Source organism: Mesorhizobium sp. LNJC391B00 (assembly GCF_000502535.1).
Lineage (GTDB): Bacteria > Pseudomonadota > Alphaproteobacteria > Rhizobiales > Rhizobiaceae > Mesorhizobium.
Genome location: NZ_AYWI01000001.1, coordinates 346310 through 368615 on the forward strand (window position 1 = coordinate 346310; position 22306 = coordinate 368615).

Sequence of the window (22306 nt, forward strand, 5' to 3'; positions counted from 1 at the left end):
GTGTTTCCGAAAAGTTGCAGACCTTTCGGAGCCAATCACGCGGCTGGAAACCACGCGCGGCGAAAGTCTTGCGACGGCGCGCTTATGGACGAAGGGGCGGAGAGGATCAAGACCGGTGTTGCTGTTAGCTCGCCCGGACTATTCGTCCAGATCGGCGTTTGGCGCTGGCGCCGCTGCCTTGCCCGAGCCGCGTTTCACATTGCGCCGGATCATTCCGAAATCGGCGCCGCCGGTGGCGAAAGCCGTGACGAAGTAGAGCAGCGCCCCGCCGGCCACCAATGAGAGAAGCGTCACGGCCTTGATCACCAGTGGCGAGCCGGGGCCGAGCCTGACGGCCAGCCAGTGCTCGGCGAAATAGAGCGCCACCGCCATCACCGCAGCCGACAGCACCAGGCGCGGAATGCGCTTCAGCAGCGGCGCGTCGCGGCCCCAATGGCCGCGTCGGATCAGCACGGCAAGCAGCATCACAGCGTTGACCCAGCCGGCCACGGCCGAGGCCACCGCAATGCCGGGCGCGCCCATGCTCGGGAACAGCGTCAGTGCCGTGATCACGTTCACGCCGACCGAAATGGCGGCGAACATCATCGGCGTGCGCGTATCCTCGCGGGCGAAATAGCCGGGAGTGAAGGCCTTGATCAGCACGAAGGCCGGCAGGCCGAGGCCAAAGATCGCCAGGATTGCGGCCACTGTCGGCGTCGAGCCGTTGGCGGCGAAGGCGCCGCGCTCATAGACCAGCCGCACGATCGGCTCCGCCATCACCCACAGTGCCGCCGCCGCCGGCAAGGTCATGAACAGGGTGAACTCGACCGAGCGGTTCTGCAGATTGGCCGCCTCGACCAGATTGCCCGATTTCAGCGCCCGCGACAGCTCCGGCAACAGCACGATGGCCACCGCGACGCCGACGACGCCGAGCGGCAGCTGGTAGATGCGGTCGGCGTAAGCAAGCGAGGACACGGCGCTGTCCTGCGCCGACGCGATCGCCGTGCCGATCAGCTGGTTGATCTGGGTGATGCCGCCGGTGATCGCCGCCGGCAGCGCCAGGATCAGCAGGCGCTTGACGTTGGGCGTCATCTTCGGCCGGCGAAAGCCGATGGCGATGCCGGCATTGCGCACCGCCACCCAGACGATGGCAAGCTGCACCAGCCCCGCCGCCAGCACGCCCCAGGACAGGCTGAAACCGACCTCACGGGCATCCATGCCGTGGTACCAGGCGTAGCCGAGCACGCTGATCAGGATGATGTTGAGGAAAGCCGGCGCCACGGCAGCCGCGAAATAGCGGCGCAGCGAATTCAGCATGCCGGCCATCATCGCTGCGAGCGACATGCAGATGAGATACGGGAACATGATCGTCGCCAGCAGGACGGTCGTCTCGAATTTGCCCGGCGTGTCGGCAAAGCCCGGCGCCACGAGATAGCGCACGATCAGCGGCATCGCCAATTCCATGACGATGGTCAGCGCCAGAAGTGCGGTGAACAGGACGCCGAACACTTCCTCCGAAAAGCGCTTGGCGCCGTCGGTGCCGTGGGTCTCGATCTCCTTGGCAAACAGCGGCACGAAGGCGGCGTTGAAAGCGCCTTCGGCAAACAGCCGGCGAAACGTGTTTGGAAACTGGAAGGCGGCGTTGAAGGCGTCCGCCACCGGCCCGGTGCCGAGTGCGGCAGCCATCAGCATCTCGCGGCCAAAGCCAAGGGCGCGGCTCATCAGCGTGCCGGACGCAACCGTGGCGAATTTCTTGACGAGGCTCATGCGCGGGGAGATTGCCTGGATGGTTGGGACAAAGGGGATGATTGGGACAAAGGGGGTGATTGGGACAAAGTGATGGTCACTCGGCCGCCGCCTTGGCCTTGCCGCCGCGCTCTGGGACAACGCCTTCAAGCGCCGCGATCAGCCTGGCGTGGATGGTGGCGGTGCGTGCCGGGTTGTCGATCTTCTGCCCCGTAAGGTCGGTGACATAGAAAGTGTCGATCACCTTCTCGCCGAAGGTGGTGATGTGAGCCGAGGCGATGTCGAGCGAGAGATCGGACAACGCACTGGTGATTTCCGACAACAGCCCAGGCCGGTCCAGTCCCTCGACCTCGATCACCGAAAACCGGTTCGACAGCGTGTTGCGGATTTCGGCGCGCGGCGGAATCTTGAACACCTTGGCGCCGCGCCGCGGCCGGGTGCGCTTCTCGATCATCTCCGGCAGCCAGCTCTTGCCCGACAGCACGTCCTCGATCAGCCGGCCGACGCGCTCGGCGCGACGGCGCTCATCCTCATCGCGGTCGAATTCCCGTGAGATCAGGATGATGTCCAGCGCGCGGCCGTCGGACGTGGTGAAGATCTGCGCGTCGACGATGTTGCCGCCGGCGCCGGCACAGGCGCCGGCAATAACCGAAAGCAGGCGCGGATGGTCCTGCGCCAGCACGGTGATCTCGGTCACCGCCTCGAATTGGTGAGTCCTGACCACGGTGGCGAGCTTCTTGCCTGCCGCGTCGGCTTCGCGAATGAATTCGGCATGGCGCAGCTGATCGGGGAGGTCGACCGTCAGCAGATAGTTCTCGTAATGCAGGCCGACATAGCGCTTGCGGGCCTTGTCCGGCCAATCGGCCAGCGCCTCGGCCAGCCGCTCGCGCGCCGCCGCCGTCCGCTTGGCGCGCGACACTTCCGAGAAGCCGCCGGTCAAAAGCAGTTCGGTCTCGTAGTAGAGCGTGCGCAGGAGCTGGCCCTTCCAGCCGTTCCACACGCCCGGCCCGACACCCCTGATGTCGCAGACGGTCAGGATCAACAGCATTTTTAGCCGCTCAACCGATTGCACGATCGAGGCGAAATCCTCGATCGTCTTGCGGTCGTTGAGGTCGCGCGTCTGCGCCGTCATCGACATCACCAGATGGTTCTCGACCAGCCAGGCGACTGTCTCGGTGTCGGCCGCCGACAGCCCCATATGCGGGCAGATGCGGCGCGCGATCCGGGCGCCGGCCTCTGAGTGATCCTCCGGCCGGCCCTTGGCGATGTCGTGCAGCAGCACCGCGACATAGAGCGCCTCGCGGCTCTTCTCTAGCCCCGGCATCAGCGTGTGCGAGAGCGGATGCACCTTTTCGCCGTCGCCGCGCTCGATCTCGGCCAAGACGCCGATGCAGCGGATCAGGTGCTCGTCCACCGTATAGTGGTGGTACATCGAGAACTGCATCATGGCGACTATTCTGCCGAAATCGGGGATCAGCCTGCCGAGCAGGCCGGCCTCGTTCATGCGCCGCAAATTAAGCTCGGCATTGCGGTCCGAGGTCAGGATGTCGAGGAACAGCCGGTTGGCCTCCTCGTCGCGCCGCAGCGACTTGTTGACCAGACCGAGCGAGCGGGTGAGCAGCTTCAGCGCATCGGGATGGAACTCCAGCCCGTGCTTGTCGGCGAACCAGAACAGCCTGAGCAGATTGACCGGGTCGCGCTCGAACACGCTGTCGTCGGCGACGTTGATGCGGTGATTGTCGACAATGAAGTCCGACGTGCCTGCCAGCTTGCGCTTGCGGCGCTGGAAGGTGAGGAAGATGCGGTTGAAGCCGGGCACATGCTTGGCCTGCTCTTCCTCGAGCGCGGCGCAGAAGATCCGGGTGAGGTCGCCGACATCCTTGGCGACGAGGAAGTAATGCTTCATGAAGCGCTCGACCGCCGACAGACCGGGATGGGTGGTGTAGCCCAGCCGTTCGGCGATCTCGCGCTGGATATCGAAATGCAGCCGTTCCTCTGGCTTGCCGGTGAGGAAATGCATGTGGCAGCGCACCGCCCACAGGAAGTCTTCGGCCTTCTGGAATTCGCGGTACTCGGCCTCGGTGAAGACACCTTTCTCGACCAATTCCTCGCCGGTGCGCACGCGATAGAAGTATTTGGCGATCCAGAACAGCGTCTGCAAATCGCGCAGGCCGCCCTTGCCGTCCTTGACGTTGGGCTCGACCAGATAGCGGCTTTCGCCGGCCTTGGCATGGCGATCGTCGCGTTCGGCGAGCTTGGCCTGCACATATTCCGGTCCGGTGGTGCGCACCACTTCATGGTCGAAGCGAGCGAGCAATTCGTCGAAGAGCTTCTGTTCGCCCCACAGGAACCGCGCTTCCAGGATCGTGGTGCGGATGGTGATATCGCTGCGCGACAGCCTGAGACACTCGTCGATGTTGCGGGTGGCGTGGCCAACCTTCAACCCGAGGTCCCACAGCATATAGAGCATATATTCGACGATCTGTTCGCCCCACGGCGTCTGCTTGTAGGGCAGCAGGAACAACAGGTCGATGTCGGAGCCCGGCGCCAGCGTGCCGCGGCCATAGCCGCCGACGGCGACGACCGCCATGCGCTCTGCGGTCGAGGGGCTTTTCACCCGGTAGACGTGGGTCGCGGCGAACTCGTAGAGGGCGCGGATGATCTCGTCCATCAGATGCGACAGCCGGGCGGCGCAGGCCGTGCCGCTGCCATCGTCCATCAGCATGCGCTCGGCAACCTTGCGGCCCTCGGTCAGCCGATCCTTCAGCAGCCGGAGCGCACCGACGCGCGCGCCGGGCTCGATGCCGCTGGCCGCCGAGATCAGCGCCGTCATGTCGCGGCGCAAAGCCTCGCTGTCGATCAGCGCGTCGAGCTTGAGGGAGATTTTTGCCATGGATTGCCGGTGGGCCTCGCCTTTGCGCGGCGTCTATAGCGCGTTTTCACGGCGCTGTGTATGGGGCGGACGGACGCGTCGGCCGCGATACCAGAAAGGGATGATCATCTCGCGCCGGAGCCCGAAGAGATCGGCGATCTGCCGCGTCAACCGCCTGGTCTCGATCCTTACCTTGGCGGTGATTGGCCTGGGGCGCCGTTTACCTATCCCGCTTGCCACCCATTCCTCTGTTCGCTCCTGCTTGAGCAGGCTTGGCAATCTCACCGGACTGTCGCCGAGGAATTGTGCCTGCAGGCACAATGCTGGGACGAGTTGGTAAATGACCTTGTCGGACGAGGTAGCAAAACGCGGATTGAAGATGAGGTGATCGACGGGAATGCTGATCTCATTCGTTGCCGCAAGAAGGTCCCGCGCGGCCTGTCTGGACAGGATGTATCCCGCCGTACCGATATGGAGCCCGTGCAGTCTGCTCGCAGAAAAACCGTGGCCGCAGGCAACTTGCTTGCGTGAAATTACGGTCCGGTTGAAGAACGTTTCCAACTTGACGATGTCCGCATCGGCGGGAATCCAGCCCGCATCGGCAAGCAAAGCGCCGGCTTTGTCCGGGAAAACGACATCGTCCTCGAAAATCGCCGCGTAAGCATCCTCACCTGCAGCGATCGTCGACCAACACTGTTGGTGGCTGAGCAGGCAGGCAATCTCGGCGTCGGCCAGGCGCAAATGCTTCTTGCCCTGCGGCATTTCGGCCAGATCCGGCCGATCTCGCGCATCGATGGCGGCGACCCGCTCGAAGGCGATGCCGATGCGCGCGAACTCCGCCGTTACATGGGCGAGGCGATCGCGGGACCGATCGAGATTGATAATCAGGCATTTCATTTGGGTGGGATCGATGCAGTGGGACGCGCGTCCATAGCATGGGAACAAAGTTGCGTAAGCGATTTTCCCTCGATGTGCGCGATGACGGCCACGATCGAAAAGTGGAAATCGCCCCTTGACCTTCCAGTTACTGGAAGCACTACCTCCTCACCCAGACAGATATAAGGCACTTGTCGATGGCGCATTCCGAGCATCACCACCACGCGCACGCGGCCGATGGCAGCTGTTGTGCGGCAAAGGCTGCTGAGCCGGCCGCCGAAGCCGTGGTGCGCGATCCGGTCTGCGGCATGAGCGTCGATCCGGCCGCGGGCAAGCCGACGGCCGAGCATGGCGGCCGTCTCTTTCACTTCTGCAGCGAGGGTTGCCGTACGAAATTCGTCGCCGGGCCCGAAAAATACCTGACCGCCACCGACCCCGTCTGTGGCATGAGTGTCGACCGCGCTACCGCCAGGCATTTTTTCCGCCACGAAGGCCAGGGTTTCTATTTCTGCTCGGCCGGCTGCCGGGCGAAGTTCGAGGCCGAGCCGCAAAACTATCTCGGCGATAGGCCGACGCCGTCGCCAGTGCCGAAAGGCACTCAATACACCTGCCCGATGCACCCCGAAGTGATAAGAGACAAGCCCGGCTCCTGCCCGATCTGCGGCATGGCGCTTGAGCCGATGGGCGTTCCCACTGGCGATGAGGGCCCGAACCCCGAACTGGTAGACTTCACCAGACGGTTCTGGGTCAGTGCGATGCTGTCCGTGCCGCTGCTGATCGTTGCCATGGCGCCGATGCTCGGCCTGACGTTCCAGGCGTTTGTCGACGAGCGCACGATGGTCTGGCTGGAATTGGCGCTGGCCAGCCCGGTGGTGCTGTGGGCGGCCTTCCCCTTCTTCCACCGCGGCTGGGAGTCGCTGGTCAACCGCAGCCCCAACATGTGGACGCTGATTTCGCTGGGTGTGGGTGCGGCCTACCTCTACAGCGTCGTCGCCGCACTGTTTCCGGACATCTTTCCGCATCAGTTCCGTGGCCATGGCGGCACCGTCCCGGTCTATTTCGAGGCAGCTTCCGTCATCGTCGCGCTGGTATTCCTCGGTCAGGTGCTCGAATTGCGGGCGCGCGAAAAGACCGGCTCGGCCATCCGTGCGCTGCTCGACCTGGCGCCGAAGACGGCACGGCTGATCGGGGAGGACGGCTCCGACACCGACGTGCCGCTCGTTGCGGTCAAGACCGGCGACCACCTACGCCTCCGTCCGGGCGACGCCGTGCCGGTCGACGGCACTGTAACGGAAGGCCGTTCCTCCATCGACGAATCGATGATCTCGGGCGAGCCGCTGCCGGTCGAAAAAACGAAAGGCGATGCCTTGACCGGCGGCACGCTCAACAAGAACGGTTCGCTGATCATGCGCGCCGAAAAGGTCGGCTCCGAAACGACGCTTTCGCGCATCGTCGAGCTGGTCGCAAAGGCGCAGCGTTCGCGCGCGCCGATTCAAGGTTTAGCCGATCGCGTCTCCTTCTACTTCGTGCCGGCCGTCGTGCTGGTCGCGCTCATGGCCTTTGCCGCCTGGGCGATCTTCGGTCCCGAACCCAGCTTGATCTTTGCCATCGTCTCGGCGGTCTCGGTGCTGATCATCGCCTGCCCCTGCGCGCTCGGCCTGGCGACGCCGATGTCGATCATGACTGCCACCGGGCGCGGGGCGCACGCGGGCGTGCTGATCAAGGACGCGGCCGCGCTCGAGCGCTTCGCTTCGGTCGACACGTTGATCGTCGACAAGACCGGCACCTTGACCGAAGGCAAGCCTCGCTTGACCGATGTCGTCGCTGCCGAAGGCCTGTCTGAGAATGAATTGCTGGCGCTCGCCGCCGGCCTGGAAAAAGGCTCGGAGCATCCGCTGGCCGAGGCCATTGTCGGCGGCGCCGGCGAACGCGGCCTGACGCTCGTTGAGGCCGGCGGCTTCGACGCCGTCACCGGCAAGGGCGTATCCGGCACGGTGTCTGGCAGGAAGGTTTCGCTCGGCAACGCCGCCATGATGGCCGATGGCGGCATCGACACCGCTTCCCTGTCGGCCAGGGCCGAGGCGCTGCAGGCAGAAGGCAAGACGGCGATGTTCGTTGCGGTGGACAAAAAACTGGCCGGCATTGTCGCGGTCGCCGATCCGGTCAAGGCAACGACAGCCGAGGCGATCAGGGCGCTGCACGACAGAGGCTTGCGGATCATCATGGCGACCGGCGACAATGAATGCACGGCGCGCGCCATCGCCAAAAGCCTTGGCATTGACGAGGTGCGCGCCGGCCTGCTGCCGGAACAAAAGGCAGCCCTTGTCGAGGAGTTGCGTGCGAAAGGTGCCGGCGTAGCCATGGCCGGCGACGGCGTCAACGATGCGCCGGCCCTGGCCAGCGCCGATGTCGGCATCGCCATGGGCACCGGCGCCGATGTCGCTGTCGAGAGCGCCGGCATTACGCTGGTCAAGGGCGATCTCAACGGCATCGTCAGGGCCCGAACGCTCGCCCAGGGGACGATCCGCAACATCCGCCAGAATCTGTTTTTCGCCTTCCTCTACAATGTGCTTGGCGTGCCGGTTGCCGCCGGCGTGCTCTATCCGCTCACCGGCACGCTTTTGTCGCCGATGCTGGCGGCGGCGGCCATGAGCCTGTCTTCGGTTTCGGTCATCGCCAACGCATTGCGGCTGCGGACGTTGAAACTCTGAGCAAAGCCCCCAGATACGAATATCAATCAACAGGAGATCATGGATGACCTTGGCTAAGAAGATCGTGCTTTTGATGATGGCGGCGGGAATGCTGCTTGCCGTTTTCCTCGAAAGCGTCCCGGCGCAATCCGAAGAGATGAAACACGACATGGGCGCGATGGGCGCGCAAGGTCCTTCGACCGACGGCTACAAGGCGGCGATGGACAAGATGCACACCGACATGATGATCGAATATTCCGGCAATGCCGATGTCGATTTCGTGCGCGGCATGATCCCGCATCATCGGGGCGCGATCGACATGGCCAAGGTGGAACTCGCCAATGGCAAGGATCCCGAAATCCGCAAGCTGGCCGAAGATGTCATCGCCGCGCAGGAAGCCGAGATCGCCAAGATGCAGGCCTGGCTCGCCGCCCATCCGGCGAAGTAAGGCAGCAACGGCCATGCCGGAGAGATTCATTCTGGATTTCTCTCCGTGCTTGTGATGCCATTCGCATCGATTACACGGCGCCAGGAGCCCACATGCCATCGACGATAAGAGCCACCACACTGCCTTCGGGCGAGGCCGTCCAGGTGCTGGGACAGGGCACATGGAAGATGGGCGAGGATTCCCGCCGCCGCGCCGGCGAGGTCAATGCCCTGAAGCTCGGGCTGGACCTCGGCATCACGTTGATCGACACCGCTGAAATGTATGCCAGCGGCGGCGCCGAGGAGGTGGTAGCGGAAGCCATTGCCGGGCGCCGCGACGAACTCTTTCTTGTCTCCAAGGTATTGCCGTCCAATGCCTCGCGCGCCGGCGTGGCGCGGGCCTGCGAAAACAGCTTGAAGCGCCTGCGCACCGACCGCATCGATCTCTATCTCCTGCACTGGCCGGGCAGTGTGCCTCTATCTGAAACCGTCGAGGCTTTCGAGGCGCTGAAGGAGGCCGGCAAGATACGCCACTGGGGTGTCAGCAATTTCGACACCGACGAAATGGAGGAGCTGACCGGCCTGTCGTCTGGCAATCATGTCCAGACCAACCAGGTGCTCTACAATCTGTCGCGGCGCGGCCCCGAATTCGATCTCGCACCGTGGAGCCGGCAGCGCGGCATCCCGCTGATGGCCTATTCGCCGGTCGAGCAGGGCGCGCTGGCGCGCAATTCCAGGCTGGAAACCATCGCCGCCCGCCACAACGCCACGGCAGCACAGATCGCGCTTGCCTGGGTGATGGCGCAGCCCGGTGTCATCGCCATCCCGAAGGCGAGCAGCCAGGAGCATGTCCGCCAGAATGTTGCCGCGCTCGACATCGAGCTGACGGCCGAAGACCTCGCCGAACTCGACCGCGCCTTTCCACCGCCGACGCGCAAGCGCGGGCTGGAGATGATCTAGATTGGAACGGGTTTCGACCGGGTATCATCATACGGCGTATAGAGTCGGAGCCATGACGGTCACGTCGCTGCGCGACGGTTACGTCGACATGCCAATCAGGCGGCTGCGCCAGCCCGGAGACCGGACATTCGGTGACAACCTGCCCTCGCATGTACCGCTCGTCGACGGTGCGCTCAGGCTGTCGGTCAACGCCTTCGCCATCGATGACGGCGACGACATCACGCTGATCGACACAGGGGCTTCGAACGCCTGGCACCCGACAATGGGGCACCTGCCCGAGGCGCTGCGCGAGGCGAAGATCGCCACCGACCGGATTCGGACTGTTGCTTTCACCCACACCCATCTCGACCATATACACGGGCTCATCCTTGCCGATGGTGACGACGGCTTCCCGCAGCTCTCTCGCCTGCTTGTCCCGCGCGCTGAGCTCGGCATGTTTCGCGACGTGGCGAGGCTGGAACGCTTCCACGATCGCGCCCAGCCTCTCGATGCTGGACAGCGCGTCAGCGCTGACATCGATACGATCGGCTCCGCTGGCCATGAAGCCGGCCACACTTGCTTTCGCGTTGTGAGCGCAGGCGAAACACTGTTGATCTGGGGCGACATCGTACATGTGCCGTCGCTTCAATTCGATCGACCCGAGATCACGTGGGAATTCGACGCAGACCAGCAGCAGGCGAGGGCAAGCCGGTTGCAAATGCTGGCGCTTGCGGCCAACAACGACTGCTACGTTGCCGGCGCGCATCTTGATTCGCCCGGCGTCGGCCGGGTTTTTCGAACCGAGACGGCTTTCCGCTTCGAGCCCTTGTAGCACTCTAGCCGAGCGCCGCCCGCGCCCGTCGCAACGCGCGGGAAAACACTGCCGTGTCGTCGAAGGCGCGTGCCAGCGTGAGCGCGCCCTGGATGGCGCCGACCGCTTCTTCGGCGAGTTCGTCCGCCCTGTCAGCGCTGTGCCCGCTTCGGGTCAGCGCTTCGGCAAGATGCGCCACCCAGCGGCCGAAGTAGCTTCTGATCGCGATGGCGAAGAGGTCGCGGGATTCGTCCAGCGCGAAGGCGCCGATCAGGCACACCTGGCGGCCCGACCGGAAATAGCTCTCGGTCGCTTCGAACATCCGGTCGATGCCCGTACGAGGGTCGGCCCTGTCCTGCAACGGCACGAAGACATTCTCCTCGAACCAGCCATCTATATGGGCAATGACAGCCGCCGCCATCTCTTCCTTGCCGCCGGGGAAGAAGTGGTAAAGGCTGCCTTTGCCTAGGCCGGTCGCCGCACCGATCCGCGCCAGGCTCGCCCCTTCATAGCCGTGTTCGCGGAAAACCTCGCCGATGATGGAGAGCAAATCGGCGCGATCGGGCGCGATCCTGCGCATGCGCTAGTTTTTCCGCTTGAGCATGATCTTTGCCGAAAACCGCGACACAGCTCTAGGGATCATATTCTAAAGTCCGAGTTCGGACAGGCCGGGATGGTCGTCCGGCCGGCGGCCGAGCGGCCAGTGATATTTGCGCTCACCCTCGGCGATCGGCAGGTCGTTGATGCTGGCGACGCGCCTACGCATCAGTCCATCCGCGTCGAATTCCCAATTCTCGTTGCCGTAGGAGCGGAACCAGTGGCCGCTGTCGTCGCGCCATTCATAGGCAAAGCGCACCGCGATGCGGTTGTCGTTCCAGGTCCAGACCTCCTTGATCAGCCGGTAGTCCAGCTCGCGCGCCCATTTGCGCGTGAGGAAGGAGACGATCTCATTTCTGCCCGAGACGAACTCGGCGCGGTTGCGCCAGGTGCTGTCTTGCGTATAGGCGAGCGAAACCCGTTCGGGATCGCGGCTGTTCCAGGCGTCTTCGGCCATGCGCGCCTTCTGCGCGGCGGTCTCGGCGGTGAAGGGCGGCAGCGGCGGACGGCTCATGTCATTCTCCCATCGGCAAAGGCGATGGCGAGCATTGTACCAATCGGTACAATTGGTCAAGGCCGAAATCGGGCTAGGTTTTCCCCGCCAGCCCCTTCAGCCGGTAGAGCGCTTCCAGCGCCTCGCGCGGCGTCATCTCGTCTGGATTGATCTCACCCAGCGCTGCGCCCAATGCGTCGCTCTTCGCAGGCTTTGCCGCTTCCCGCTTCATTGCCACCGAAAACAGCGGCAGATCGTCGACCAGTCGGTTGGCCTTGCCGGAGACATCGCCTTCCTCGAGCTGATGCAGCACCTCTTTGGCGCGGCCGACCACCGCTTCCGGCAGACCGGCAAGTCGAGCGACCTGAACGCCATAGGAGCGATCGGCGGCACCCTTGCCGACCTCGTGCAGGAAGACGACGTCGCCTTCCCATTCCTTGACCCGCATGGTGACGTTGGAAAGGCGCGGCAGTTTGCCGGACAGCGCCGTCATCTCGTGGAAATGGGTGGCAAAGATCGCCCGGCAGCGGTTCTTCTCGTGCAGGTACTCGACCGCCGCCCAGGCGATCGACAGGCCATCGAAAGTGGCGGTGCCGCGGCCGATTTCGTCGAGGATCACCAGCGCCCGCTCACCGGCCTGGTTGAGGATCGCCGCCGTCTCGACCATCTCGACCATAAAGGTGGAGCGGCCACGCGCCAGATCGTCCGAGGCGCCGACGCGCGAGAACAACCGGTCGACGACGCCGATATGGGCCGATGTCGCCGGCACGAAGGAACCGGTTTGGGCGAGGATGGCGATCAGTGCGTTTTGCCGCAGGAAGGTCGACTTACCGCCCATATTCGGACCGGTGAGCAGCCAGATCGCGCCGGCCTTGGCCCCGTCTTGCGGCGACAGATCGCAATCATTGGCGACGAACGGCCCTTCGCCCGAACGCCGCAGCGCCTGTTCCACCACAGGATGGCGCCCGCCCGAAATGTCGAAGGCAAGGCTGGAATCGACCAGCGGCCGGCACCAGGCTTCGCTCTCCGACAACAGCGCGAGCGCCGCCGACACGTCGAGCACGGCGAGCGCATCGGCGCCGGCGCGGATCTTCTGCGCCTCGCCGACCGCCTCAGCCGTCAGCGTATCGAAAGCGGCAAGCTCGATGCTCAGCGCCCGGTCGGCGGCATTGGCGATCTTGGTCTCGAGTTCGGCAAGTTCGGTCGTGGTGAAACGCATGGCATTGGCCATGGTCTGGCGGTGGATGAAGCGCGCCTTGGCGCCGTCGCTTCCGGTCATGATTGAATGGTGGTTGGCCGTCACCTCGATGTAATAGCCCAGCACATTGTTGTGCCGGATTTTCAGCGAGCGGATGCCGGTCTCCTCGATCAGCGAGCGCTCCAGTCCGGCGATCACCTTGCGCGATTCGTCGCGCAGCGCCCGCATTTCGTCGAGTTCGGCATGGTAGCCGCCGCGCGCGAAGCCGCCGTCGCGCCTCAGCAGCGGCAGTTCCTCGCCAAGAGCCTGGGTCAGATGCTCGGCCAGCGCGCGCGGCAGCGCCTTTATCGCGGCAAGTGCCGCGGTCAGCTCAGCGGGCAGGACGGTCGTTCCGAACAGTTCGGCAATGGTGGCCGCCGCTTCGAAGCCGGCACGCAGCGCGCCGAGGTCGCGCGGGCCGCCGCGGTTGAGCGCCAACCGCGACAGCGCTCGCGGCATGTCGGCGACGCTCTTCAGGCTTGACCGCACCGCCTGGCAGAGCCGCGTCTCGGCGCGGAAGAACGATACCGAATCAAGCCGGGCGGCAATCGCCGCCGGATCGGTCAGCGGCGCCATCAGCCGGTCGGCGAGCAGCCTGGCGCCGCCGCCGGTGACCGTGCGGTCTATAGCCTTGAACAGCGAGCCGTCGCGGCTGCCCGACAGCGTGCGCAACAGTTCCAGATTGCCGCGTGTCGCAGGATCGATGAACAGCGTCGAGCCCTGCTCCTCGCGTTCGGGACGCGACAAAGGCGGCCGCTCGGCCTTCTGCGTCTTTTCGACGTAGGCGATGGCGCCCGAGATCGCCGACAATTCGGCGCGCGAGAAGGCACCGAAACTGTCAGGCGTCGCCACTTCGAAGAAGCGCGCGATCCGCCCCGCTGCCGAAGCCGAATCGAAAAGCGACGGCGGCTGCGGGCTGGCGACGCGGCCGATGACGTCGAACACCGGCTTCAGCTCGGGATCGTAAAACACCGGCTCGGCGACGATCAGCTCGCGCGGGTCGACGCGGAAGACATCGGCCAGCAGGCGGTCGGCCGTGGTTTCGGCGACGCGGAAGACGCCGGTCGAGATCTCGATCCAGGCCATGGCGAAGGCGTCACCGCTGTTGCCGCCCTTCACCCGCCCTAGCGCCATCAGGAAGCTCGATTCCGACGGCGCCAGCAATTTATCCTCGGTGATGGTGCCGGGCGTCACCAGCCGCACGACGTCGCGGCGCACCACCGATTTGCCGCCGCGCTTCCTGGCTTCCGCCGGGTCCTCGATCTGCTCGCAGACGGCAACGCGAAAACCTTGGCCGATCAGCTTTTGCAGATATTCGTCGGCCGCATGCACCGGCACGCCGCACATCGGAATGTCGTTACCCTGGTGCTTGCCGCGCTTGGTCAGGACGATGCCCAGCGCCTTGCTCGCCTTTTCGGCGTCGTCGAAGAACAGCTCGTAGAAATCGCCCATGCGGTAGAACAGCAGAGAATCCGGGTTCGCCGCCTTGATCTCGATATATTGCTCCATCATCGGCGTGACGCTGCCGACGGGCGCAGGCGGTGTCACCTCGGGGGCGTCGGTTTCTGCTGAAGTGTGCATGTTCATGCCCGCACGCTAGCAGATGTGGGTGCGGGGTTTAATGCCGGCGGCCCGAAAAGCAGGGGACGACCGGCCTCGACGGCGGCTTGTGCTCCCTCTACGCCGGGTGAAGCCGTTGGTTGCTTCGGGCGCCAACCAGACCCTATGATCGCCATGGCGGGGATAAGCGGCATGGATCAGGACAAACAGGAGGCGTTCGAAGAGCTGGTCGGTCCGGCTGGATCGGCGCTTGAGCGCCTGCTGCTGTTGGCGGCGCGGCGCGTCCACCGCACCAAAAGCAAGCTTAGGGGGACAGTGCGCAAGCGCGTCCCCTTCCTCCTGCCGACACGGGGACCGCTGTCCGATCTCGATAGCGGCATCGAGATGTCGCTGCATGTGCTCAGCCGCGACCCGCTGGTGCTCTATGTCCCGATTGGCGGAGCCCGTCCGCTCTATCCGCTGGCGGCCCTTGGCCGGCGCCTGGCGGGACGGCGCGTCACCTTCCTGACGATGCAGACCTGGACCATGGAGCGGCCGGCTGTCATCGCCCGGATGGGCCGCGATCTCGCCTGGTATGCCGGCCGGTTTCCGCTGCACGAAATCATCTTCCTGTGCAACACCGAGGAAGAGCGCCGTCTCGTCGCGGCTGCGGGCGGCAATGCCATCTTCTCCAACCACAATCTGATGGTGTCGGAGGATATATTCCGGCCGCTGCCGGACGTGCCGGTCGAATTCGACGCGGTCTACAATGGCCGCATCTCGCCGATCAAACGCCATCACCTGGCCTTCGACATAGAGCGGCTGGCCCACATCACCTATTCGATCGGCGAATTGCCGCCGGTTGCCGCCCGCGCCTTTGTTCGGCGACTGCAGGCGCGTTCGCCGCTCCACCAGATCGCCAATCCGCTCGTCGACGGCTGGCCGGGCAAGCTGACGGCGCAACAGGTCAACCGCGTCTACAACCAGGCCGCCGTCGGGCTGTGCCTGTCGGCCGTGGAAGGAGCGATGTACTCCTCGATGGAATATCTGATGGCCGGCCTGCCGATCGTCAGTACGCCGAGCCTTGGCGGTCGCGACGTCTATTTCGATCCGGATTATTGCATCGTCGCCGATCCGGAACCGGCTGCCATTCGCCGCGCCGTCGAGACGCTGCGAGATCGTGCCATACCGCGTCAGCACATCCGCCGCCGCACGCTGGAGAAGGTTCACGCCCAGCGCATCGAACTCATGGCGTTCCTGACTGCATTGCTGCGGCGCAAGGGAAGCCGTGCGCCACCCATCGAGACGTGGCCTTTCCCCGGCACAGACGGCATGATGCGACGGGGAACGGTGCGCGAAATCGCTGCCTTCGTCAGCGAGCCAGAGCCGACGTGACGCCGTTCGACTTCGGGAGATTTCGCTGCGGGCGTGAAGATTGCTTGGCGGTTTAGAGCGGTGGCGTGTAGCCTTGATTCAGAAGTTTCAAAAACACACACCCGTCTCAAGGGTGCGGCACCGGCGAGGAAATCAAAAGCATCATGGCCAAGAAAACCGAAAACAGCGGCCCCTCCGTCAGCGCCGAGGAGGCGCTGGAATTCCACGCCATGGGCCGCCCCGGCAAGCTGGAGATCGTCGCCACCAAGCCGATGGCGACGCAGCGCGATCTGAGCCTCGCCTATTCGCCGGGTGTCGCGGTTCCTGTGCTGGCCATCGCCGAAGACCCCAGCCGCGCCTTCGACTACACGACGCGCGGCAACATGGTCGCCGTCATCTCCAACGGCACCGCCATTCTCGGCCTCGGCAATCTCGGCGCGTTGGCCTCCAAGCCGGTGATGGAAGGCAAGGCGGTGCTGTTCAAGCGCTTCGCCGATGTCGATTCCATCGATCTCGAGGTCGACACCGAGGATGCCGACGAATTCATCAATTGCGTGCGCTTTCTCGGCCCGTCCTTCGGCGGCATCAACCTGGAAGACATCAAGGCGCCGGAATGCTTCATCATCGAGCAGCGCCTGCGTGAATTGATGGACATCCCGGTCTTCCATGACGACCAGCACGGCACCGCCATCATCTCGGCCGCCGGGCTGATCAACGCGCTGGAGATCACCGGCCGCGACATGAAGACCACGAAAATGGTCTGCAACGGCGCCGGCGCCGCCGGCATCGCCTGCATCGAACTGATGAAGGCGATGGGCTTTGCCCCCGAGAACATAATCCTGTGCGACACCAAGGGCGTCGTCTACCAGGGCCGCACCGAAGGCATGAACCAGTGGAAGTCGGCGCATGCGGTCAAGACCGACACGCGCAGCCTGGCCGAGGCGCTGGACGGCGCCGACGTCTTCCTCGGCCTGTCGGCCAAGGGCGCATTGACCACCAAGATGGTGCAGTCGATGGCCAAGAACCCGATCATCTTCGCCATGGCCAATCCCGACCCGGAGATCACGCCGGAGGAAGTGGCCGAAATCCGCACCGACGCCATCATGGCCACCGGGCGTTCCGACTACCCCAACCAGGTCAACAATGTGCTGGGCTTCCCCTACATCTTCCGCGGTGCGCTGGATGTCAGGGCCACCACCATCAATGACGACATGAAGATCGCCGCAGCGAGAGCGCTGGCCGACCTGGCGCGCAAGGACGTGCCCGACGATGTCGCCGCCGCCTATCAGGGCAACCGGCCGAAATTCGGCCCGAACTACATCATCCCGGTGCCGTTCGATCCGCGCCTGATCTCGGCCATCCCGCTCGCTGTGGCCAAGGCGGCGATGGAGTCAGGCGTCGCCCGCAAGCCGATCCTCGACCTCGACCGCTACGCGCAGGAACTGTCGGCCCGCCGCGACCCGATCGCCTCGACCTTGCAGCGCATCTACGACCGCGTCCGCCGCCAGCCCAAGCGCATCGTCTTTGCCGAGGGCGAGGAAGAACAGGTGATGCGCGCCGCCGTCTCCTATGTGAACCAGAAGCTCGGCACCGCGATCCTGCTCGGCCGCGACGATGTCATCAAGGAAAACGCCAGGCACGCCGGCATCGACCTCAACAAGCAAGGCATCGAGATCATCAATGCCAGGCTGTCGCGCCGCAACGGCATCTATACCGATTATCTCTACGAGCGCATGCAGCGCAAAGGCTTCCTGTTCCGCGACTGCCAGCGGCTGATCAACAACGACCGCAACCATTTCGCCGCCTGCATGGTGGCGCTGGGCGATGCCGACGGCATCGTCACCGGCGTCACCCGCAACTATTCCACGGCGCTTGACGATATCCGCCGCGTCATCGACGCCAAGCCCGGACACCGCGTCATCGGCGTCTCCATCGTGCTCGCGCGGGGCAAAACAGTCCTCGTCGCCGATACCGCCGTGCACGACATGCCCAATGCCGAGCAGATCGCCGACATCGCCGAAGAGGCGGCGGGATTTGCCCGCCGCATGGGCTACGAGCCGAGGCTCGCCATGCTTGCCTATTCGACCTTCGGCCACCCGCAGGGCGAACGCTCCGAGCGGGTGCAGGAAGCGGTGCGTATCCTGGACAAGCGCCGCGTCGATTTCGAATATGACGGCGAGATGGCCGCCGACGTTGCGTTGAACGCCCGCGCCATGGCGCAGTATCCGTTCATCCGGCTGACCGGCCCGGCCAACGTGCTGATCATGCCGGCGTTCCACTCGGCCTCGATCTCGACCAAGATGCTGCAGGAACTCGGCGGCTCCACCGTCATCGGCCCGCTGCTGGTCGGCCTCAACAAGCCGGTCCAGATCGTCTCGCTGAACGCCAAGGACTCAGACATCGTCAACATGGCTGCGATCGCGGCCTATAGCGCGGGAGCCTGATTGGCGGCAAAATCGCCAACCCATAAGAGATTGATAATATTCGGCTGCTATAGGGAACGTTCTCGCCCCCTATGGCCTTATGGCATTGGCGGCGCGCTCAGACCGCCAAAACGGGGGTGCGGCCATGAAGCATGACACGGCATCTGTGGTCGGCCAGGGGGTCTATCACGACGAGCGCCTGGATGCGCTGCTGAGCATCACCGGCCGCATGGACGGTTATCTCTACCGTTGCCGCAACGATGCGTCCTACACCATGCTCTACATCAGCGACGGCATTTTCACCGTCAGCGGTTATCGGCCGAGCGACTTCATTCAAAATGCCGTGCGCGACTATGTCTCGGCCATCCACCCGGATGATCTCGCTGCCGTCTATGCCGCCGTCGATACCGCGCTCGAGGCGCGCTGCAACTGGAACGTCGACTACCGCATCGTGCCGCAGGTCGGCGAGCCGCTCTGGGTCCGCGAGATCGGCGGCGGCGTCTGGGACGAGGCCGGCGAACTGGAATTCCTGGAAGGTTTCGTCGTCGACATCAGCGACCGCAAGGTCGTCGAGGATCTCAACGCCGAGCTGCTGCTCGAACTCAAGGCCGCCAATGAGGAACTCTCCGTACAAAAGCGCGAGATCGAGCTGGCCAAGCAGCACAGCGACCACTCGGCCAACCACGATGCATTGACCGGCCTGCCCAACCGGCGCGCCTTTCACAACGAGCTGAGGTCGGTGATCGACCGCTGCGACAGCACCGGCCAGGCGGCCGGCCTGCTGTTCATCGACCTCGATAGGTTCAAGAAGGTCAACGACACGCTCGGCCACGAGGCCGGCGACGCGCTGCTGCATGAGGTGGCGGGTCAGCTTCGCACCGTCCTGCGCAGCGCTGATTTCGTGGCGCGGCTCGGTGGAGACGAGTTCGCATTCCTGTTTTCAGGAGAGGCTAGCCGGGCCCGACAGAAGGCCGTGGGCGTCGCCGAACGTATCCTGGAAAAGCTGCGGATCAAGGTGCCGACGCCGAATGGTGCCATCCATGTTGGTTGCACCGTTGGCGTCGCCATCTACCCGGCGGAAGCGTCCGATTCGGAGGCGCTGATAACGCTCGCCGACCGACTGATGTACATCGGCAAAAAGAGCGGCCGCAACCGGCTGGTCACCGCCGGGGCTTTGGAACCCGGGCCTACGTCCGACGACCTTCGCCGCACCGCCTGAGCGGAGCGCCGGACAGCCTGATCCGGCGGGAACCCCTCATCTGGCTCGGCGCTGCGCGCCGAAAGACGGCCCTACAGCAACCCCGCCAATTGGGCCGCGCTGCGCAGGTTTTGCCGCGGCCGTGGCCCGAGCTGCTGGATCACCAGCCCGGCGGCCAGCGAGCCGAGATCGCCGCAATCCTTCAGGCTGCGCCCCGAGGTGTAGCCGTAGAGGAAACCGGCGGCATAGAGGTCGCCGGCGCCGGTGGTGTCGACCAGTTCGCGGATCGTCGTCGCCTGAATGGTGACGGTCTCGTCGCCGCGCACGATCACCGAGCCTTTTTCGGAGCGGGTGACGGCGGCAATCTTGCAGTCTTTGCGGATAGCCGCCAGCGCCTCGTCGAAGGATTTTGTCTGGTAGAGCGACTTGATCTCGTGGCTGTTGGCAAAGACGATGTCGACAGTGCCCGAGCGCATCAGCTCGAGGAACTCGTCCCGGTAGCGGTCGACGCAGAACGAATCCGACAACGTCATCGACACTTCGCGCCCGGCCTCGTGTGCGAGCTTCGCCGTCTGCCGGATCGCCTCCTTGGCGCGCGGCGGATCCCACAGATAGCCCTCGAAATAGGTAACCTTGGCGCCGGATGCCTTGTCGGCCTCGACGTCTTCCGGGCCGAGTTCGACGCAGGCGCCGAGATAGGTGTTCATCGAACGCTCGCCATCGGGGGTGACGAATATCATCGAGCGCGCCGTCGGCGGCTGTCCCTCAAGCGGCCTGGTGTCGAAGGCAACGCCCTGGGCATGGATGTCATGGGCGTAGATTTCGCCGAGCGGATCGTTCGACACCTTGCCGAAGAAGGCGGCGCGGCCGCCGAAGCTGGCGACGCCCGCCGCCGTGTTGCCGGCGCTGCCGCCCGAGGCCTCGATCGCCGGCCCCATGCGGCTGTAGAGCAGCTCGGCGCGCTTGGTGTCGATGAGGTTCATCGCACCCTTGATGATGCCGTTGGTCTCGAGAAAAGCGTCGTCGCACTGGGCGATGATGTCGACAATGGCATTGCCGATGCAAAGCACGTCAAAATCCGGCATCAATGTCTCCGCCTCGGAACCTGCCGGCTTTCTGCCGCGCCCGGGCGGGTCTACAGCATCACCCCGAAAAATGGCAACCGATTTCCATCCTTTGCCGGCCCAAGCCGGCGCGCGCGCCTGGGACGAGGCTCCATCACAGTTCGACCGTGGCCGAAGCATCTGACCGCCGGGTCGCCTACAAGCTTGGCCTCAAATCAAGCGCTGGAAGCACCCGCATGCAAGCAAAGACCGACATGACCACCGAACTGGCGCTGCTTGGCGTGCTGGCCGCCCTGTGGGGCGCGTCCTATACCTTCATCAAGATCGGTGTCGAGACGATCCCGCCGATATCCTTCATCGCTGCCCGCACCTTGATTGCCGGCGCCATCCTGCTCGCGCTGATCCGCTGGCGCGGCCTCGCCATGCCCAAGGACAGCGCGACCTTGTGGCGGTTCATGGTCCAGGCCTGCCTCAACAGCGTCGTGCCGTTCACGCTGATCGCCGCCGCCGAGCGCTCCATCGACGCCGGTCTGGCCACCATTCTCAACGCGACCTCGCCGATCTTCACCTTCCTGCTGACCGCGCTCATCACGCGCCACGAAACCGTAACCGCACGCAAGCTGTTCGGTGTCGGTGCAGGCATCGCCGGTATTTGCCTGATCGTCGGCACCCAGGCGCTTGGCGGGCTCGGCCATCAATTGTGGGCGCAGCTTGCCGTCATTGCCGCCACGGTCTGCTATGCCGGCGCCGCCATTTTCGGCCGCGGCTTTAGGGGACTCGACCCGATGCTGCCGGCCGCCGGCTCGATGCTGTGCGGCGCGGTCATCCTCGTCCCCTTGAGCCTGGCCTTCGACCGCCCGTGGACCCTGTCGCCTTCAATGGCGTCGATACTGGCCTTGTTGGCATTGTCGGTGTTCTCCACGGCGCTGGCCTTCTGCATCTTTTTCCGCCTCATCCACACGCTTGGTTCGGTCGGCACGACGTCGCAGGCCTATCTGCGCGTGCCGATCGGCGTCGGCATCGGCGTCGTGTTCCTCGGCGAGAGCCTTGGGCCGACAGCTTTCTGGGGCATGGGCTGCGTCGTCGCCGGCGTTGCGGCAATGACCATCCCAGCCCGCTCCCGGGCGCTGGCGCGCTAGATCGTGATGAGATTTGGTTGAAATCTCATCATGATCTAACCCTTTGTTGGAGCATGATCTTTTCCAAAAACCGGTACCCACTTTTTGGGATCATGCTCTAGTTCCCGTCCGGAATTGCGCCCGCTCCAGCAGGCTTGCGGCTGACAGGGTCTCAGCCTATGTCGGAGATATCCGTTCGTTCCTGGGGGTGAAACGCCGTGATCTTCAACGCTGCCCGCGCCGCCTTCAGCCGGCTGTTTTCTCCCGAATTCCGCGCGGTTTTCCTGAAGACGCTGGGCTTGACCGTGCTGGCGCTGGTCGCGTTGTGGTTCGTCTTGACCGGGCTTGTCGATTGGCTGGCGCTGCCATGGGTTCACTCCTTGCTGCCCGGCCTGCCGTCCTGGGCCGGATGGCTGAGCGGCATCATCGCTGCCATCGCGCTTGCCTTCGGGATGGCGCTGCTGATCGCGCCGGTGACGGCAATCGTGGCCGGCCTGTTTCTCGACGACATCGCCGAAGTGGTCGAGCGCACCGACTATCCGGCCGATCCCGTCGGACGCGCCATGCCGGCGCTGCGCTCGCTCGTGTTGTCGGTGAAATTCTTCGGCGTCGTCATCCTGGGCAACATCGTCGCCTTGCTCCTTCTGTTGGTTCCAGGCGTCAACATCGCCGCCTTCTTCATCGTCAACGGCTATCTGCTCGGACGTGAATTCTTCGAATTCGCCGCCATGCGCTTCCGCCCGGAAGATGAGGCGAGGGCGTTGCGCCGGAAATATGCCGGCACCGTCTTTCTGGCCGGGCTGCTCATCGCTGCCTTCCTCGCCGTGCCCCTGCTCAACCTGCTGACGCCGCTCTTTGCCGCCGCCATGATGGTGCATCTGCACAAGGCGGTCGGCGCGCGGGAGAGCGCCGGGCGATAGGCCT

16 protein-coding genes are annotated in these 22306 nt (G+C 64.4%); 9 read left to right on the forward strand and 7 right to left on the reverse strand.

Going from position 1 to position 22306, the window contains the following annotated elements; translation table 11 throughout:
- Window positions 1-138 precede the first annotated feature (138 nt).
- The 3 genes from murJ to X750_RS161025 all read right to left on the reverse strand — a co-directional run bounded on the left by murJ (window position 139) and on the right by X750_RS161025 (window position 5494).
- Window positions 139-1746, reverse strand: a complete 1608-nt coding sequence (gene murJ / locus X750_RS161035; RefSeq protein ID WP_023736190.1) for a murein biosynthesis integral membrane protein MurJ — start codon at window positions 1744-1746, stop codon at window positions 139-141.
- A 76-nt stretch (window positions 1747-1822) separates the two neighbouring features.
- Window positions 1823-4618 carry a [protein-PII] uridylyltransferase gene (locus tag X750_RS161030; protein WP_023715570.1) on the reverse strand — a complete coding sequence of 932 codons (2796 nt, stop codon included), beginning with the start codon at window positions 4616-4618 and terminating at the stop codon, window positions 1823-1825.
- Between the two features lie 33 nt (window positions 4619-4651).
- Window positions 4652-5494, reverse strand: coding sequence for a glycosyltransferase family 25 protein (locus tag X750_RS161025; protein ID WP_023746639.1), 843 nt, complete (start codon window positions 5492-5494; stop codon window positions 4652-4654).
- Window positions 5495-5670: 176 nt separating this feature from the next.
- On the opposite strand from X750_RS161025, the gene X750_RS161020 reads away from it, so the two are divergent.
- The 4 genes from X750_RS161020 to X750_RS161005 all read left to right on the forward strand — a co-directional run bounded on the left by X750_RS161020 (window position 5671) and on the right by X750_RS161005 (window position 10360).
- Window positions 5671-8184: a heavy metal translocating P-type ATPase gene (locus X750_RS161020; RefSeq protein ID WP_023746640.1), complete on the forward strand. Its 2514-nt coding sequence runs from the start codon at window positions 5671-5673 to the stop codon at window positions 8182-8184.
- 43 nt (window positions 8185-8227) lie between these two features.
- Complete coding sequence (locus X750_RS161015) at window positions 8228-8611, forward strand: DUF305 domain-containing protein (RefSeq protein ID WP_023685134.1); 384 nt, start codon at window positions 8228-8230, stop codon at window positions 8609-8611.
- 92 nt (window positions 8612-8703) lie between these two features.
- On the forward strand, window positions 8704-9549 hold the full coding sequence (locus X750_RS161010; protein ID WP_023685133.1) for an aldo/keto reductase: 846 nt from the start codon (window positions 8704-8706) through the stop codon (window positions 9547-9549).
- 52 nt (window positions 9550-9601) lie between these two features.
- A complete protein-coding gene (locus X750_RS161005) occupies window positions 9602-10360 on the forward strand; it encodes an MBL fold metallo-hydrolase (protein ID WP_245261098.1) in 759 nt (252 codons plus the stop codon).
- Between the two features lie 4 nt (window positions 10361-10364).
- Here X750_RS161005 and X750_RS161000 read toward each other — a convergent pair whose 3' ends face one another.
- The 3 genes from X750_RS161000 to mutS form a co-directional block, all read right to left on the reverse strand.
- A complete protein-coding gene (locus X750_RS161000) occupies window positions 10365-10919 on the reverse strand; it encodes a TetR/AcrR family transcriptional regulator (protein WP_023703548.1) in 555 nt (184 codons plus the stop codon).
- 66 nt (window positions 10920-10985) lie between these two features.
- Window positions 10986-11450: a nuclear transport factor 2 family protein gene (locus X750_RS160995; RefSeq protein WP_023703547.1), complete on the reverse strand. Its 465-nt coding sequence runs from the start codon at window positions 11448-11450 to the stop codon at window positions 10986-10988.
- Between the two features lie 73 nt (window positions 11451-11523).
- The gene (mutS, locus tag X750_RS160990) at window positions 11524-14253 is read right to left on the reverse strand and encodes a DNA mismatch repair protein MutS (protein ID WP_023746641.1); all 2730 of its coding nucleotides are present in this window, start codon (window positions 14251-14253) and stop codon (window positions 11524-11526) included.
- A gap of 165 nt (window positions 14254-14418) precedes the next feature.
- On the opposite strand from mutS, the gene X750_RS160985 reads away from it, so the two are divergent.
- The 3 genes from X750_RS160985 to X750_RS160975 all read left to right on the forward strand — a co-directional run bounded on the left by X750_RS160985 (window position 14419) and on the right by X750_RS160975 (window position 19221).
- Window positions 14419-15600 carry a glycosyltransferase gene (locus X750_RS160985; RefSeq protein ID WP_032891613.1) on the forward strand — a complete coding sequence of 394 codons (1182 nt, stop codon included), beginning with the start codon at window positions 14419-14421 and terminating at the stop codon, window positions 15598-15600.
- Between the two features lie 143 nt (window positions 15601-15743).
- Window positions 15744-18023, forward strand: a complete 2280-nt coding sequence (locus X750_RS160980; protein ID WP_023685127.1) for an NADP-dependent malic enzyme — start codon at window positions 15744-15746, stop codon at window positions 18021-18023.
- A gap of 124 nt (window positions 18024-18147) precedes the next feature.
- On the forward strand, window positions 18148-19221 hold the full coding sequence (locus X750_RS160975; RefSeq protein ID WP_023746643.1) for a sensor domain-containing diguanylate cyclase: 1074 nt from the start codon (window positions 18148-18150) through the stop codon (window positions 19219-19221).
- A gap of 71 nt (window positions 19222-19292) precedes the next feature.
- Here X750_RS160975 and X750_RS160970 read toward each other — a convergent pair whose 3' ends face one another.
- Entirely contained in the window at window positions 19293-20285 is a 993-nt protein-coding gene (locus tag X750_RS160970) for an adenosine kinase (protein ID WP_023692653.1), read from the reverse strand.
- A gap of 215 nt (window positions 20286-20500) precedes the next feature.
- On the opposite strand from X750_RS160970, the gene X750_RS160965 reads away from it, so the two are divergent.
- Window positions 20501-21403 carry an EamA family transporter gene (locus tag X750_RS160965; protein ID WP_023746644.1) on the forward strand — a complete coding sequence of 301 codons (903 nt, stop codon included), beginning with the start codon at window positions 20501-20503 and terminating at the stop codon, window positions 21401-21403.
- 197 nt (window positions 21404-21600) lie between these two features.
- Window positions 21601-22302 (forward strand): sulfate transporter family protein, encoded by a 702-nt coding sequence (locus X750_RS160960; protein ID WP_023746645.1) that lies wholly within the window; start codon window positions 21601-21603, stop codon window positions 22300-22302.
- Window positions 22303-22306 lie beyond the last annotated feature (4 nt).

Coding starts and splice junctions, on each gene's coding strand:
- X750_RS160985 (WP_032891613.1), top strand. CDS start 14,419: ATGGATCAGGACAAACAGGAGGCGTTCGAAGAGCTGGTCGGTCCGGCT.
- X750_RS160965 (WP_023746644.1), top strand. CDS start 20,501: ATGCAAGCAAAGACCGACATGACCACCGAACTGGCGCTGCTTGGCGTG.
- X750_RS161010 (WP_023685133.1), top strand. CDS start 8,704: ATGCCATCGACGATAAGAGCCACCACACTGCCTTCGGGCGAGGCCGTC.
- mutS (WP_023746641.1), bottom strand. CDS start 14,253: ATGAACATGCACACTTCAGCAGAAACCGACGCCCCCGAGGTGACACCG.
- X750_RS161015 (WP_023685134.1), top strand. CDS start 8,228: ATGACCTTGGCTAAGAAGATCGTGCTTTTGATGATGGCGGCGGGAATG.
- murJ (WP_023736190.1), bottom strand. CDS start 1,746: ATGAGCCTCGTCAAGAAATTCGCCACGGTTGCGTCCGGCACGCTGATG.
- X750_RS160995 (WP_023703547.1), bottom strand. CDS start 11,450: ATGAGCCGTCCGCCGCTGCCGCCCTTCACCGCCGAGACCGCCGCGCAG.
- X750_RS161025 (WP_023746639.1), bottom strand. CDS start 5,494: ATGAAATGCCTGATTATCAATCTCGATCGGTCCCGCGATCGCCTCGCC.
- X750_RS160975 (WP_023746643.1), top strand. CDS start 18,148: ATGAAGCATGACACGGCATCTGTGGTCGGCCAGGGGGTCTATCACGAC.
- X750_RS161030 (WP_023715570.1), bottom strand. CDS start 4,618: ATGGCAAAAATCTCCCTCAAGCTCGACGCGCTGATCGACAGCGAGGCT.
- X750_RS161020 (WP_023746640.1), top strand. CDS start 5,671: ATGGCGCATTCCGAGCATCACCACCACGCGCACGCGGCCGATGGCAGC.
- X750_RS161005 (WP_245261098.1), top strand. CDS start 9,602: ATGACGGTCACGTCGCTGCGCGACGGTTACGTCGACATGCCAATCAGG.
- X750_RS161000 (WP_023703548.1), bottom strand. CDS start 10,919: ATGCGCAGGATCGCGCCCGATCGCGCCGATTTGCTCTCCATCATCGGC.
- X750_RS160970 (WP_023692653.1), bottom strand. CDS start 20,285: ATGCCGGATTTTGACGTGCTTTGCATCGGCAATGCCATTGTCGACATC.
- X750_RS160980 (WP_023685127.1), top strand. CDS start 15,744: ATGGCCAAGAAAACCGAAAACAGCGGCCCCTCCGTCAGCGCCGAGGAG.